11 protein-coding genes are annotated in these 15,246 nt (G+C 70.5%); 8 read left to right on the top strand and 3 right to left on the bottom strand.

Annotated features, from left to right (window positions below; genetic code table 11):
• Both I7X12_RS02075 and I7X12_RS02080 read left to right on the top strand, forming a co-directional pair.
• A complete protein-coding gene (locus I7X12_RS02075; RefSeq protein WP_198062234.1) occupies window positions 1-2,445 on the top strand; it encodes an efflux RND transporter permease subunit in 2,445 nt (814 codons plus the stop codon).
• A 92-nt stretch (window positions 2,446-2,537) separates the two neighbouring features.
• The gene (locus I7X12_RS02080) at window positions 2,538-3,947 is read left to right on the top strand and encodes a dihydrolipoyl dehydrogenase family protein (protein WP_198062235.1); all 1,410 of its coding nucleotides are present in this window, start codon (window positions 2,538-2,540) and stop codon (window positions 3,945-3,947) included.
• 55 nt (window positions 3,948-4,002) lie between these two features.
• Here the strand turns inward: I7X12_RS02080 and I7X12_RS02085 are convergent, their stop codons facing one another.
• From I7X12_RS02085 to I7X12_RS02095, 3 genes are read right to left on the bottom strand one after another with little or no spacing between them, the layout of a single operon-like run.
• Window positions 4,003-4,686 (bottom strand): hypothetical protein, encoded by a 684-nt coding sequence (locus I7X12_RS02085; protein ID WP_198062236.1) that lies wholly within the window; start codon window positions 4,684-4,686, stop codon window positions 4,003-4,005.
• Window positions 4,687-4,743: 57 nt separating this feature from the next.
• Complete coding sequence (locus I7X12_RS02090; RefSeq protein ID WP_198062237.1) at window positions 4,744-5,253, bottom strand: MOSC domain-containing protein; 510 nt, start codon at window positions 5,251-5,253, stop codon at window positions 4,744-4,746.
• A 59-nt stretch (window positions 5,254-5,312) separates the two neighbouring features.
• Complete coding sequence (locus I7X12_RS02095; protein ID WP_198062238.1) at window positions 5,313-5,687, bottom strand: cupin domain-containing protein; 375 nt, start codon at window positions 5,685-5,687, stop codon at window positions 5,313-5,315.
• Window positions 5,688-6,114: 427 nt separating this feature from the next.
• Between I7X12_RS02095 and I7X12_RS02100 the strand changes: the two genes are divergently transcribed.
• The 6 genes from I7X12_RS02100 (at window position 6,115) to I7X12_RS02125 (ending at window position 15,197) form a co-directional block, all read left to right on the top strand.
• Entirely contained in the window at window positions 6,115-8,895 is a 2,781-nt protein-coding gene (locus I7X12_RS02100) for an integrin alpha (RefSeq protein WP_198062239.1), read from the top strand.
• A gap of 66 nt (window positions 8,896-8,961) precedes the next feature.
• The gene (locus tag I7X12_RS02105; protein ID WP_198062240.1) at window positions 8,962-9,474 is read left to right on the top strand and encodes a hypothetical protein; all 513 of its coding nucleotides are present in this window, start codon (window positions 8,962-8,964) and stop codon (window positions 9,472-9,474) included.
• A gap of 70 nt (window positions 9,475-9,544) precedes the next feature.
• Window positions 9,545-10,063, top strand: coding sequence for a hypothetical protein (locus I7X12_RS02110; protein ID WP_198062241.1), 519 nt, complete (start codon window positions 9,545-9,547; stop codon window positions 10,061-10,063).
• Window positions 10,064-10,105: 42 nt separating this feature from the next.
• Window positions 10,106-12,433 carry a DEAD/DEAH box helicase gene (locus tag I7X12_RS02115; protein ID WP_198062242.1) on the top strand — a complete coding sequence of 776 codons (2,328 nt, stop codon included), beginning with the start codon at window positions 10,106-10,108 and terminating at the stop codon, window positions 12,431-12,433.
• A 349-nt stretch (window positions 12,434-12,782) separates the two neighbouring features.
• On the top strand, window positions 12,783-13,301 hold the full coding sequence (locus tag I7X12_RS02120) for a DUF7344 domain-containing protein (protein ID WP_198062243.1): 519 nt from the start codon (window positions 12,783-12,785) through the stop codon (window positions 13,299-13,301).
• A gap of 192 nt (window positions 13,302-13,493) precedes the next feature.
• Window positions 13,494-15,197, top strand: coding sequence for a helix-turn-helix transcriptional regulator (locus I7X12_RS02125; RefSeq protein WP_198062244.1), 1,704 nt, complete (start codon window positions 13,494-13,496; stop codon window positions 15,195-15,197).
• Window positions 15,198-15,246: the final 49 nt, after the last annotated feature.

The raw sequence follows: 15,246 nt of genomic DNA on the forward strand, positions 1-15,246 counted from the left end.
ATGGTCTTCGAGTGGTTCACCGACGAGGTCGGCGACGCCATCGCCTCCTACCCGGGGCGGATCAGCCTCGCCTTCCTCCTGTTGACCGCCGTCTTCGTCGCCGGCCTCGGCAACGTCGAGACCGAGGGCGGGAGCAACCAGTTCGTCGAGGATCTCGACTCGTTCGAGGCCTTCGAGGACATCCAGCGGGAGTTCAGCACCGGCTTCGGCGGCGGGTCGACGAGCACGCAGCTGCTCCAGCGCGAGCAGAACGTCCTCTCGCGGACGAGCATGCTGCGGATGTTACGGGCTCAGGAACGGTTGCAGGACCACGGTGGGTTGCGCGTGACGGGCGTCTCCAGTCCGGCGCGGACCGTCGCTCAACAGCTCGACCCGGACGCGGCGACGGTCGGCGCCCAGATCGACGCCGTCGAGCGGGCGACGGCGACCGAGATCGACCGGGCCGTCCGCCGGGCCGCCGAGACCCCAGGCTTCACCTCGCAGGTCAGCGAGGACTTCGACTCCGAGAGCGCGGCCGCACGCGCGGCGCAGGCGTCGGTCACGCACGGCCGCGACGCGGACGACCGCGAGGAGCGCGTCGAACGGGTGATCGGGACCGTCGGCGGCGACGTCGACATCGTCGGGAGCGCCCCGAACACCATCGGCTCGTCGCTAGCGCTCGTGCTCCCGGCCGCGTTCATCCTCATCGTCGGCTTCCTGGTCGTCGCCTACCGCGACCTGGTCGACCTGTTGCTGGGCGTCGTCGCCATCCTGATGACGCTGCTGTGGACGTTCGGGTTCCTCGGACTGGCCGACATCGCCTTCAACCCGCTGCTCGTGGCGGTGCCGCCGCTTTTGATCGCGGTCGGCATCGACTTCGGGATCCACGCGGTCAACCGCTACCGGGAGGAACGCGAGCGCGACCAGCCGGTCGGGACGGCGATGGACGTCACGACCGCGCAGCTGCTGGTGGCCTTCTTCATCGTGATGGGGACGACCGTCATCGGCTTCCTCTCCAACCTGCCGAGCGCGCTCGCACCCATCCGCGACTTCGGCCTCGTCGCCGCCATCGGCATCTGTTTCACCTTCCTCATCTTCGGGATCTTCCTCCCCGCGGCGAAGGTCAAGACCGACCGCCTGCGCGCGAGGTACCCGATCCCCACGATGAGCGAGCGGCCGCTGGGGTCGGAGGGGTCGCTGCTGGGGCGAGCGCTCGGCGGTGGCGTCGCGATCGCCCAGCGCGCGCCGGCGCTGTTCATGCTCGTAATCTTGGTCACGAGCGGCGTCGCGGGCGTCTACGCGACCGGCGTCGGCACCGGCTTCAGCCAGGACGACTTCCTGCCGCCCGAGTACGAGGAGATCCCCGACTGGCAAAAGGAGCTTCCGGGGCCGTTCGCCCCGCCGGAGTACGACACCATCTCGAAGAGTAACTACATCGAGGACAACTTCCCACAGAGCAGTTCGGTCCTGTTGTTCGTCGAGTCGCGGATGCACCGCGACGCGGCGCTCGACCAGGTCTATCGGATGGGGTCGGACCCGCCGCCGACCGTCCTCCGCGAGGGTCGCCACGCCGAGAGCCAATCGGTCGTCACGATCGTCCGGTCGTACGCCGACCGGAACCCGGAGTTCGCCGATCTGGTGGCGCGCAACGACCCCGACGACGACGGCATCCCCGAGCAGAACCTCCGCGAGGTGTACGACTCGCTCGAATCGGCGCCGACCAGCGGGGTGGGCGGCGTCCTCGCCGACGACCGACGGAGCACGCTCGTCACCTATACCGTCGACGCCGACGCGACCAATCGCGAGGTCGCCGCCGACGCCGAGACGGTCGCCGCCGAGACCTCGCTGGACGCCACGCCGACCGGCAACGCCATCATCTTCGAGGAAGCCTCCGAACTCATCCTCGGCACGGTGATCACCAGCCTGGTCATCACGCTCGTCGGCGCGTCGGCGTTCCTGATCGTCGTCTACCACGTGCTGGAGGGGCGCGCGTCGCTGGGCGTCGCCAACGTCGTCCCCATCGCGCTGACGGTGACCTTCGTCGTCGCGTCGATGCGCTATCTCGGCATCGACTTCAACGCGATCAACGGCGTGATCCTCTCGCTGACGATCGGGCTCGGTATCGACTACTCCGTCCACGTCGTCCACCGCTTCGCCGACGAGTTCGAGGACGCGGACCTCGACACGGCCCTCGACCGGGCCATCCGCGGGACCGGCGGCGCGCTCACCGGCAGCATGCTCACCACCGTCGCCGGCATGGGAATGCTCGTGTTCGCGCTCAACCCCGCGATCGGCGCGTTCGGCGTGCTGACCGCGCTATCGGTCGTCTACGCCTACGTCGCCTCCATCGTCGTCCTCCCGTCGACGCTGGTGCTGTGGGACCGGGTCGTCAACCGCTCGCGGGCGGCCAAGTTGCTGTACGGCCGCGGTAGCAACCCCACGCCGGAGACGTCGGTCGAGGAGTGACCGCGTCGGCGGTCGCCGCTGTCGCCGTCGCGTCCCCGTTCGGCCGCGCACGCGCCCCGAACGATTTAGGACTGCTTCGCCAACACGGGCGTATGGTTCACGTAGTCGTCGTCGGCGCCTACGGCAGCGCCGGCGCCGCGGTCGCGAACTCGCTCGCCGAGGAGCCAGACGTACAGCTCACGCTGATCGACGACGGCGACCCCGGCGGCGGCCTCTGCATCCTGCGGGGCTGTATGCCCTCCAAAGAGGTACTGTCGGCCGGTGCCCACCGCTTTCAGGCGCGCCACGACGAGCGACTGCGCGGCGACCCCCACGAGGTCGACCTCGACCGGACCATCGAGCGCAAGGACGACCACACGCTCGGGTGGGCCGAACACCGCCGGGAGTCGATCCACGAGATCGCCGAGCGGTCGGACGTCGAGTTCGTCCACGACACCGCGCGGTTCGTCGACGACCACACCGTCGTCGCGGGCGGCCGGGAGATCACCGGCGACTACGTGGTGATCGCCACCGGGTCGGCGGTCAACGTCCCCGACCTGCCCGGGATCGAGGACGTGCCGCATCGGACGAGCGCGGATCTGCTCGACGCCACCGAACTCCCGGACTCGGCGGTCGTGATGGGACTGGGCTACGTCGGTCTGGAGATGGTCCCCTATCTCAGCGAGGTCGGCGGGACCGACGTGACCGTCGTCGAGCACGACGAGCGACCCATCGACGAGGCCGACCCCGCGTTCGGCGACGCGATCCTCGACTGCTATCGCGACGCCTTCGACGTGACGGTCCCCACGGAGTGTTACGAGAAGCGCGTCGAACCGACCGACGACGGGGGCGTCCGCCTCTCCCTCGAACACGTCGACGGCGACGACGAGGTCGTCGAGGCCGACGAACTCTACCTGTTCACCGGGCGGCGGCCCTGCGTGGGGCGGCTCGGGCTCGAGAACTCGGCGCTGGAGCGGGGGCCCGACTGGGTGCTCGACACGATGCAGGCTCGCGACGACGATCGGGTGTTCGTCGTCGGCGACGTCAACGGCAAGGAGCCGATCCTCCACGTCGCCAAGGAACAGGGCTTCACCGCCGCCGAGAACATCCTCCGGCGCGAGCGCGGCGAGCCCCTCGAAGCCTACGAGAACGTCACCCACCACGTCATCTTCTCGGGGCTGGGCGTCTACCCCTACGCCCGCGTCGGCATGACCGAACGCGAGGCCCGCGACGCCGGTCACGATATCGCCGTGGCGAAACGGCAGGCGCGCGACGACGGCGTGTTCAAGGCGAAGGACACCCCCGAGGGCGTCGCCAAACTCGTCGTCGACCGCGAGACCGCGACGGTACTGGGCTGGCAGGGACTGCACTACCACGCCGACGTGATGGCCAAGACGATGCAGGTCGTCGTCGAGATGGGCCTGGACGTTCGGGAGGTGCCCGACCGGGCCTACCACCCGACGACGCCCGAGATCGTCGACGGACTCCTGCGGGACGCGACCGACGAACTCGGCGACCGCTGAGGGCGACAGCCGCCAACGGCGAGGAGTGCGTACCCCGTCGGATCGGGGGTCGGGTTCAGTCGAACAGGTGGCCGACCCGTTCAGGGGAGTATCTCGTCTCCCAGCCGTCTCCGTTGAGCGCTATCTCGACGGCGACGACCGGCGCGAGTATCCCGATCCCCGCGTCTGCTATCAGCGCGAGGGTCGCGTAGTCGAGCGAACCGGCCGGGAGTACCGCGCTTACCGCGCCGAGTAGCAGCCACCGGAAGAGGAGCAACACGAACCACAGGTACCCGATCGCGGCCAACCGCCTCGCGACGACTTCGAGGCCGTACAGCGTGATCGGCTCGCCCGCTCCGGATAGTCGATCGCGCTCGACGACGCCGGCGGCGCTGGCGACGAGGCGGTAGGCACCCACCACGACGAAGAGCAGCCCGGTCGCCCCGAGGGGAAGCCCGGTCCGGAGCCCTTCGGACCGGACGCCGAGAGCGAAGAACAGTCCTCCGATAGCGGCGGCCGCGAACCCGGCACCGAAGACGCCGACCCTGACGTTCGTCGACCCGGAGTCGACGCTGCGTATCGCCCTCCCGACAGCGGTGATCACCACCCCCCAACAGGCCAGTACGACGGTCGCCACCAGCACCCAGTTCGCCCCGAATATCGGCCGAATTCGCCAGGCGGTCCACCCCGCGACCGCGACGAACGACACGACCACACCCAGAGAGACCGCCGCTGTCTTCGGTCTTCGACGCCCCCACATACCCCAGATAGTATCTTCGAGCTGTCAAAACCGTTGGGTTTCTCGGGACCGTTCGCGTTACTCGCGTCGCTCGCGGATCGCGTCGGCTAGCGAATCGGGGTCGTCCAGCCGCTCGACGACCTCCAGCTCGTCGCCCACCGTGATCTCACCGCCTTCGACCACGTCGGCGCAGATACCGCCGCGCTCCTCGCCGAGGGCCTCCGCGAGGTCGTCCTCGCCGGCCACTTCCTCGACGCGGGCACAGGGCGGTCGTCGACGAGTCCCCTCGAAGACGGCCTCGCCGACCGAGAACCGGGTGTCGAGCAGGTCGACCACGTCGTAGTCGACCACGAGATTTCGGCGGTGGCGCCCGTCCGAGAGGTCGATGTCGTAGCGCTCGCGGACCGTCTCCAGCGCCCCGCTGTCGACGAGGGTAACCTGACACACGTCGTACGGCGAGTAGTAGCCGCGGCCGTGACAGTAGCGGTCGCCGCGGAGCCCGCCGCCCTCGACCGCCCGAACGCGCTCGCTGGCCGCCATCGGCGCACCACCCTCCGGCGCGGTCCAGATCCGCTCGACGCTGGGCATGGCGGCGTTCGGTGTCCAGCGGCCAAAACGATTGCGTCGCCGTCCGCGAAACTCCCGTCTCAGTCGCCCTCGTAACTGTGCCCGTCGCTGACCGGCGGAGCACCGATGCCGACCACCCGGGCCGGACCGTCCGCGTCGTCGGCCACGTGGGCTCGATGCGGGCTCTCCGGCTCGGCGACGAAGAACTGGTCGGCCTCGACCCGATAGGTCTCCTCGGGCGTCTCGACGCTGAGCGTCCCCGAGATCACGTAGAAGGCCTCCTCCTGCTCGTCGTGGTAGTGCATCCCCGAGAGCGGGATCTCCTCGCCCGGGTCGACGGCGTAGGTCCGCAGTCCGAGCCGCTCCATCCCCGCGGCCTCGCTCACGTACCGCATCTCGGACGGTCGGTCCGGTTCCGGCTCTCGTTCGTCGGGGTCGACGACGTGATATCCCATATCCGGCCCATCGGACAGACGACCGTAAGTATCGACCGACCGCCGACGCGCCCGTGGCTCGCTCCCGCCGACAGTCCGGGTCGGCGACGGGCGTCGATAGGACCGACACGCCCGCGCGCGGCCCGACGCAAAGCCGAGGTTGTCGGAGGTGGTCGAAGGTCGCGAGTCGGTCGGCGGTGGGTCCGGAACCACGAGACCGCGCCGACAAATATCGACTTTCCGAGCGCTGGGTCGGCCTACCGTGGCGCCGCACGAACGCGCTCGTCGCCCACCGAGCGAACGTTCGAGTCCCGCCGTCACCGACGCGTGGGCGAGACGGCCCGGTCCGTCCGCAACGGGGTAACGCGTCGTTGTCCGGCGACCGGCATGGGGTTACTCCCGATGGGTGCTACATAACAACGACTTCGGTGTCCGTGCCTCCGGTACTATGGTCGACTCGTCACTCGGCACCGGATCGACACGGGGGCGCGCCTTCGTGGCCGCTATCGCAGTGGTGGTACTCGCGAGTATCGTCGCCGTCGGCGCAGCGGCGCTCGTCCCCGGTCAGTCGGACGGCGGTCCGGCCGCCGCGGCCCTTCAGGACTCGCCCGACGCCTATCCGGAGACGGTGAACCTCTCGACGGCGAACGCGACCCTCCGCGGCGAGGCGGCCAACGACACGGTCGGCTGGTCGGTCGCGTCGGCCGGCGACGTGAACGGCGACGGCGTCGACGACCTGATCGTCGGCGCGCCGCGAAACACTTCCGACGGTCCCAACACGGGCGCGGCGTACGTCGTCTACGGCCCCGCCAACGAGTCGTCGCTGAATCTCAGCCAGGCCGACGTGGTGCTCCGCGGCGCCGGCAGCAACGACCTGGCGGGCTGGTCGGTGTCGACCGCAGGCGACGTGAACGGCGACGGCTACGCCGACGTGGTCGTCGGCGCGCCGTACAACGACAGCGCCGCCGTCAACGCGGGCGCAGCCTACGTCGTCTACGGCAACGAGTCGCTGCCGGCGACGACGAACCTCACCGACGCCGACGCGGTACTGACCGGGACCGAGGCCAACGCCTTCGCCGGCTACGACGTGTCCTCGCTCCGGCGGACGAACGTGAGCGGAGGGGTCGACGACACCGACGCGAACGCCACGAACGCGACGGCCGCCGTCCTCGTCGGCGCGCCCGGAGTCGACGACGAGAGCGGGAACGACACCGGCGCCGCCTACGTCGTCGACGGCGAGTCGGTCGCCGATACGCCCGGCAACGTGACGCTCTCGGACGCGACGGCGACCTTCGTCGGCGAACGCGCGGGCAGTAACGCCGGCTGGTCGGTCGCCGCGGCCGGCGACGTGAACGACGACAGCGTCGCCGAGGTCGTCGTCGGCGCCCCGCGGTACAACGCCAGCGCCACCGAGGACGACCCGAGTCGGAACCTCACCGGCGCGGCCTACGTCGTGAACGGTTCCAGCGAGGGGACGGTCTCGCTGGCGAACGCGACCGCCACCTTCCTCGGGGCGTCCGAGGGCGACCGCGCGGGCTACGCCGTCTCGACGGCCGGAGACCTGAACGACGACGGCGTCTGGGACGTGGTCGTCGGTGCGCCGTACGACGACTCGCAGAACCGCACCGACGCCGGCGCCGCCTACGTGGTCTACGGCGGCGACGGCCTCGAAGAGGAGTCGTCGCTGGCCGACGCGGACGTGCGGCTGGCGGGCGCCGAGGCCCAGGACCGGGCCGGCTGGTCGGTCGCCGGTACGGGTCCGAGGGGCGTGACCTGCGACGGCGTCGCCGACGTGCTGGTCGGCGCGCCGCTGAACGATTCGACCGGCACGAACGCCGGCGCCGCCTATCTCGTCGCCGGCGACGACTCGCTCCCGGCCGCGGCGAACCTCTCGACGGCCGCGACGACGTTCGCCGGCGCGTCGGCGGGAGATTACGCCGGCTACGCCGTCGATACGGGTGATTTCGACGGCGACGGCTTCGCCGACGTGGTCGTCGGTGCGCCGTTGAACGACTCGCTGAATCGCACCGACGCCGGCGCCGCCTACGTCGCTCTCAGCGGCTGTGAAGCCGTCGAACCGACCGAGACGCCGACTGAAACGCCGACCTCGACCCCAACGCCGACCCCCACGGCGACGGAGACTGCGACGCCGACGGAAACGCCCACTCCGACCGCGACGGCTACTGAAACGCCGACCCCCACCGCAACGCCGTCGCCTACCCCGACCGCGACGCCGAGTCCCACTGCAACGCCGACGGAAACGCCTACCCCGACCCAAACTTCGCCTCCCACCGCGACGGCTACCGAGACGGCCACGCCGACGGAGCCACCGGACGATACCGAAACGCCCACCGAAACACCACCGGGCACTGCGACGCCGACCGAGGCACCGGACGATACCGAGACGCCAACTGCGACGCCGACGCCAACTGCGACGCCGACGCCAACTGCGACGCCGACGCCAACTGCGACGCCGACGCAGACACCCGAACCCGTCGAGGAGACGATCGACTTCGTGGCTTTCTGTTTCCCGTCGGACCAGACCGAACGGCGAGTGATCGTCTTCTCCGATATCGCGGAGAACGACGCCGGCGAGCCGGTCGCGGCCGAGTACGACGAGGGCGGGAGCGGTCCCGCCCCGGTCTCGGTCGTCCACCAGGCCGGCGGCGGCCTCTACGAGGTCTCCGGCAGCCCGGGGGAGATCGAGGCCGGCGTGGGGGCGGAAGTGACCGGTGCGCGCTCGGCGAGCGATCCGTGCCCGGCTGGTCAGACCGAACTCCGATTCACCGCTGACGAACTCGACGACGGCGCCGCCAAGGCGTTCCCCGACAACGCCGACGTGGCGACGCCGACCGTGACCGGAACCCCGACCGCGACTGCGACGCCCACCGACACCCCGACGCCGACCGCGACGGCCGCGCCGACCCCGACCGCGACGGCCGCGCCCACCGACACTCCGACTCCGACCGCGACGGCCGCGCCGATCGGAACTCCGACGCCGACTGAGACGGCGACGCCGACTCCGACTCCGACCGCAACGCCTGCCCCCACAGACACTCCCACGCCGACCGCGATGCCCGACGACGGCGGTGCGGGGAACGCGCCCGACGGGGACGCCACCGCGCTGGGGACGCTGTCGCGGTCGGCGCTGTTCCCGATTCCCTTGCTCGCGACGATGGGCCTCTCGATGGTCGTCCTCGCGAGCAGCGGACTCCGGACGGACGACTGACGGAACGGTGGCGGGACCGTTCCGTTCGACCACACTTTTTTCGCACTCGCGAGCGTCCGGCGAACGATGGCGACCAGTACCGACCGCGGCCCCGCCCCGTTCGAGGACTCGCGGGCGCTCCTCGTCGGCGACAGCCGTTGGCGGACCGCGCTCGCTCTCCTCGCCTCGGCGGCGCTCGTCGTCGTCGGCGCGGCGGTCTGGTCCTCGTTCGTCCGTTCGTACTACGACTCCGGATTCCCCCTGTCGGGGTGGTCGGTCGTCAACACGGCGTTCGGGCTCTCCAGCCCGAGCGCCTACGCAGTGGTGGTCGCGCTGACCGCCGGCCACGCGTATCTGAATCGCGGCTATCTGCCGACGCTCGCGCTCGGTGCGGCCTCGAAGCTGGGCGCCGCATCGGTCGTGGTCACCGACCTCTCGGTCGGCCGAGGCGCACCGCTCGTCGGCGGAACCGGTACGGTGACGCTGGGTTATCAGTTGCCGTCGGTCGCGGCGTTCCTCCCGCCGGTCCTGGCCCTGTCGACGCTCGGGTTCGCGCTCGGGCTGCTGGCGCGGTGCGCGCTGCGCGACGAATCTCCGTGAGGCGTCTCGGCGACCGACCGCCGGTCCCCTCGGGATCAGCTTTTTGCCGACACGCGAACAGGTCGGATCGATGGCGACACGATCCGAAGCCGGCGGGGTCGGCGTCGGAGACCCGCGCGGACTCCTCGTCGGCGACGACCGACGGCGGATGGCCGGCGCGCTCGTCCTGGCCCTCGCCCTGTTCGCGGCGAGCGCCGCCGTCGACTACCTCGCGCTGCAGGCGCTCGTCGGCGGCCGCCCCGACCTCCACCTCGCGGCCGAACTCGCCCACGTCTTCGCCCTGGGATCGCCCGCTGGCTACCTGCTGGTGATCGGCATCGCCGCCGGCCACGCAGCACTGAACCGCGGCTACCTGCCCACGCTGGTCCTGGCGAGCGCGCTTCGGTTCGGCGACGCCGTGTTCTACGTCGCCGACGCGCGGGTGCTACAGGAGGAGACGGTCGAACTCGGTGACGCGACCGTCGCCGCTGGCTTCCGACCCTTCTTCGTCACCAGCCACCCGCCGGAGGTGCTGATCTACCCGACGATCGGCTTCGCGCTGGGGCTACTCGTCCGGCGACTCCGCCGCGAGTGCGATGGGAACGCGTGAGGCGCAACCGATTTGCCGCACCGCTGCCGAGGGAGGGGTAACGTGGACGAGACGATCCGCTGGCTGCAGGGCCGCCCCTACTACGAGGGCCAGATCACCGAACGGCGGACAACGCCCGGTCGTGATGCCACCTTCGCCGACGTGGATCTCGACTCGCGACTGGCGAGCGCGCTCGAATCGGAGGGGATCGAGCGGTTGTACGACCATCAGGCACGGGCCGTCTCGGCCGTTCGGGAGGGCGGCAACGTCGTCCTCGCGACGCCGACGGCCAGCGGGAAGTCGGTCGGCTACACCGTCCCGGCCTTCGAACGGGCGCTCGACGAGCGGGCGACCACGCTCTACGTCGCGCCGCAGGTCGCGCTGATCAACGACCAGGAGGAGACCCTGTCCGACCTCGCGCACGGCCTCGGCTTCGCCTCGGGCGTCTCCGTCGCCCAGTATACGGGCCGACAGGACAGGAAGGAGAAAGAAGCCATCCGCGACCGCCAACCCACCGTCCTGCTGACGACGCCCGACATGCTGCACTACGGGATCATGCCCCACGGCCACCGGCTGTGGGACTGGTTCTTCGAGCGCCTGGAGACCGTGGTGATCGACGAGGTCCACGAGTACCGCGGCGTGTTCGGCAGTCACGTCTCGCTCGTCTTCCGCCGCCTCGCTCGGCTCTGTGAACGGTTCGACGCCGACCCCGACTGGGTCTGTTGCTCGGCCACGATCGGCAACCCCGTCGACCACGCGGCGACGGTGACCGGCCAGCCGACCGAGTCGTTCGATCTCGTGACCGAGGACACCAGCGCGACGGGACCGACTCACTGGCTCTGCTGGAACCCCCCGGAGTACGGCGACGGCGAGGGGTTCGGGAGCGGGCGACGGCGTTCGAACCACGTCGAGACCAAACGGCTGTTCGTCGACCTGGTGTCGAAGGGTCACCAGACGGTCGTGTTCACCCAGTCGCGACAGGTGGCCGAGCGCTACGCGACCGACAGCGCGAGCGACCTGCGCGAGCGCGGCGAACACGACGTCGCCCGATCCGTCGAGGCCTACCAGGCCGCGCTCACCGACGAGCGCCGCGGCGAGATCGAGGACGGGCTCGACTCCGGGGCGATCCGCGGAGTCTGGTCGACGAACGCGCTCGAACTCGGCGTCGACATCGGCGGGCTCGACGCGGTGTTACTGGACGGCTACCCCGGCACGCGGATGGCCGCCTTCCAGCAGGGCGGCCGGGCGGGCCGGGGGACCGACCCCTCGCTCGTGGCGATGGTCGCCGGCGAGGACCAACTCGACCAGTACCTGATGGCCCACCCCCGTGACTTCTTCGACGAGGAACCGGAGGAGGCCATCTCGAATCCCGAGAACGAGCACCTCATGCCCGACCACGTCCTCGCCGGTGCCCGCGAGACGTGGCTGCAACCGGACGACGACGCCCACTTCGGCGACCCGTTCCCGGACATCGTCGCCGACCTCACGGAGACGGGCGACCTCGACCGACGGAACACCGACGCGGGCCTGCGCTGGCTCTACTCGGGCGAGGGGAGCCCCCAACACGAGATGAGTCTGCGGACCGTCGGCGACCGCGAGGTCCAGTTGCGCGACCGCCGCAACGGGAACCGGATCGCGACCCTGTCGTTCGCCGACGCGCTCCGGGACGCCCACCCCGGCGCCGTCTACCACCACCAGGGCCAGGACTACGAGGTCGTGGATCTGGACCTCCGCAACGACGTAGCGGACCTGGCACCGGTGCGTCCGGACTACTACACGCAGGTGCTCCACGACAAGACCATCACCGTCGAGGACGACCGTCGGGAGCAGACGCTGCCCACCCACGACGACGTGACCGTGCGGTTCGCCGACGTGAGCATGCGCAAGCAGATCACGGGGTTCGAGCGCTACGACCGACAGAGCGGGGAACCGATCGGGCAGGAAACGCTGGAGCTGCCCGAGACGACCCTCGATACCGAGGCGCTCTACTTCACGGTCCCCGAGGCAGTCGAGACCGAGGTCCGGGTCGCGGGCGACGGTCCCGACGCCTTCCCGGGGGCGATCCACGCCGCCGAACACGGGATGATATCGCTGTTTCCCCTATCGTTCCTCTGTGACCGCCGGGACGTGGGCGGGCTCTCGACGCCGCTCCACCCCCACACCGACTGCGCGACGATCTTCGTCTACGACGGCTACCCGGGCGGCGTCGGCCTGACCGAGCGCGCCTACGAGACGGTCGTCGACCTGATGGACCGAACGCTCGGGATGCTTCGGGACTGCCCGTGTGAGTCGGGCTGTCCGGCCTGCGTCCAGTCGCCTCACTGCGGCAACGCCAACGACCCGCTCGAAAAAGACCTGGCCGCCGACCTGCTCGCCGCGCTCGTCGAGTAGCCGACTCCGGCCCCCTCCGCGCGCCGTTCCGCGAGCGATCGATCACGCCGGCCGAGCCGCGGGACTCGCGCGGCGACCGCCACCGTTTCGAAACGGTCGGGATCCGGACCGTTTCGGTCGTTTCGACCGTTCGCCCACCCGTTGTGACCGTTTCGGCCCGTTCGGAGACTTCGTCCGAACGGGGCTCGTACGGCTCGATTTCGGGGCGCCCGGGGAGATAGGACGACGGTGAACCGTAGCAACGGACGGGACGTGTTTGCGGTTCTTTGGCACTGTCGAGTGTCCGACCTGACACGGGGCGCGGTGGGTCACCGGCGCCGGCGCCGGCCCGGAGCCCCTGTCACGAACCATGTCAGACACGCACTCATGCGCGGGCGCACGGCGGGACAGTAGACGGCTCGACTCGACGGGCATCCAGACCATGCACGATATCTTCTCGGACTGGGAGCGGCGGGCGATCCTCTATCACCTGCAGCAAGTTGGCGGTCGGTCGTCGGTCGATGCGGTGGCGGCGCACCTCGTGGGATGGTGGCGCGGCCGCGAGCGACCGGCGGCGGCCGACGACGACCTCGTCGACCTCGTCGGCCGGCGTCTGGGCTGCGCGCACCTGGCCAAACTCGACGACTTCGGCGTCCTCGCGTACGACCCGCGCTCGGGGACCGTCCGGCTCTCCGAGGAGATGAAACTCTCCGTCAGCGAGCCGTGGACCGACCGCGGTGAGGGCCAGTCCGCCGCGCGCGTTCTCGGCGGCGTCACCGACGGGTCCGGCGGGGAGGGCCGGGAGATCGACGGGGCGTCCGGGAGCGATGCGAATTCCGTGACAGACGGCGGCGTCGGCCCCGCGACGGGGAGCGGACGACTCTCCTAACGACACCTTACCGTCGGAGGGGCCGCGGGAAAGCGACGCTTGACCGCGGAAAGGTGGCCATACCCTTCAGACGGGGGCGTAAGGTTCCTAACGCCTGCAACCCAACAGGAGTGACACTCCCGCACCCGGACGTGCGGTGGCGCAGCCGGGAGCGTCCGGCCGCGGCGGCGACGGCACGCAGTCCACGACCCCATGGTACGGAACGTCCACGTCTGGATCCTCGCGGTGCTCGTACTGGCCGGTACCGCCGCACCCGCCGTCTCGACGGCCCCCGACGCCCGGGCGTCCGCCTTCCAGCACGACAGCACTTTCCAGCAGGACGCCCGGATCACCGGCGCGAGCTACGAGGGCGACGCCGCTATCGACGGCCTCGGCGACGACCTCGGCCTCTGGCAGTCCGGTGCCCACCGCTTCGCCGTCACCGTCGCCAGCGACGCCGGCCTCGACAACGCGTCGACCTGCGTCGCTATCGCCGGTACCGACCGCGAGCTGGGCTGTCAGCCCGTCTCCGTCCCGGCCGAGGCCAACCGGACCGTCACGGTCGGAGCCGGCGCCTGGCCGGCCAACCTCACCGGCGAGCAGCGCCTTCGCGCCTCGGTGACGGCGGCCAACGCCTCGGAACCGCTGGACACCGAGACGTACCCGGTCACGGTCCTCTCGCGGGGCGGCGACCTGGACGGCGACGGCCTCACCAACGAGCGGGAGGCGTCGATCGGCACCTCGCTGCGGTCGAACGACACGGACGGCGACGGCCTCGCCGACGGAGACGAGGTGAACACCTACGAGACCTCGCCCCGGAACGCCGACACCGACGACGACGGACTCAGCGACCACGAGGAGATCGAGCGCCACCAGACCGACCCGACGATGGTCGACACGGACGGCGACGGACTGGCCGACCCGCGCGAGCTCGAACTCGGGACGAACCCGAACAAGGCCGACACGGACGGCGACGGCGTCCCCGACGGGCTCGAAGTCAACACCTACGACACGAACCCGACCGAGGCCGACACGGACGGCGACGGCCTCGACGACGGCGCCGAGATCGACGAGTACGAGACCAACCCCCTCGAGGCCGACACGGACGGCGACGGCCTCGACGACAACCTCGAAGTCAACACCTACGGGACCGACCCCAACCAGGTCGACACGGACGGCGACGGGCTCGAAGACGGCGCCGAGGTCGACCGCTACGAGACCGACCCGACCGAGGCCGACACCGACGACGACGGGCTCGAGGACGGCCCCGAGGTACACACCTACGACACCAACCCGACGAACCCCGACACCGACGGCGACGGGCTCGAGGACGGTCCAGAGGTCGAGCGCTACGAAACCGACCCGACCGACCCCGACACCGACGGCGACGGCGTTCCCGACCCCAGAGAGGTCGAAACCCTGGGCGACCGGCTGTCGCTCGCGCTGGCCGGCCTGGTCGGCGTCGGCGTCGCCGCGGTCGCAGTGCTGGCGTTGCTCGCGTGGTCCGGCCGCGCGCCGCTCGCGCGGCTCCGCGAGGTGTTCGGGATCGCGACCGGCGCGGCCGGGAGTTCCGACAGCGGGGACGGTCCCGAGGCGCCAGGCGCGGCGAGCGCGGCGGACGTCACCGGCGAGGGTGCCGGAACCGCCGATGCGGAAAGAGCGCCCGCGACCGGAGAGGTGCCGACGGAGTTCCTCTCCGACGAGGAGGTCGTGTTCACGCTGCTCGACGACCACGACGGCCGTATGCGCCAGGCCGACCTCGTCGAGGAGACCGACTGGTCGAAGTCGAAGGTCAGCCGCGTCCTCTCGGCGATGGACGACGACGACACCATCGTCAAAGTCGACGTGGGCCGGGGCAACGTCGTGATGCGCCCCGAAGACCTGCCGCCCGGCGCAGAATCCGCCTTCGAAGAGTAGCAGTCGACGTGGGACGGAGTGGCCGGCCCGGTGATTCGACCCCGCCAGT

It is taken from the genome of Halosimplex litoreum, from assembly GCF_016065055.1.
In the GTDB taxonomy this organism is placed as follows: domain Archaea; phylum Halobacteriota; class Halobacteria; order Halobacteriales; family Haloarculaceae; genus Halosimplex; species Halosimplex litoreum.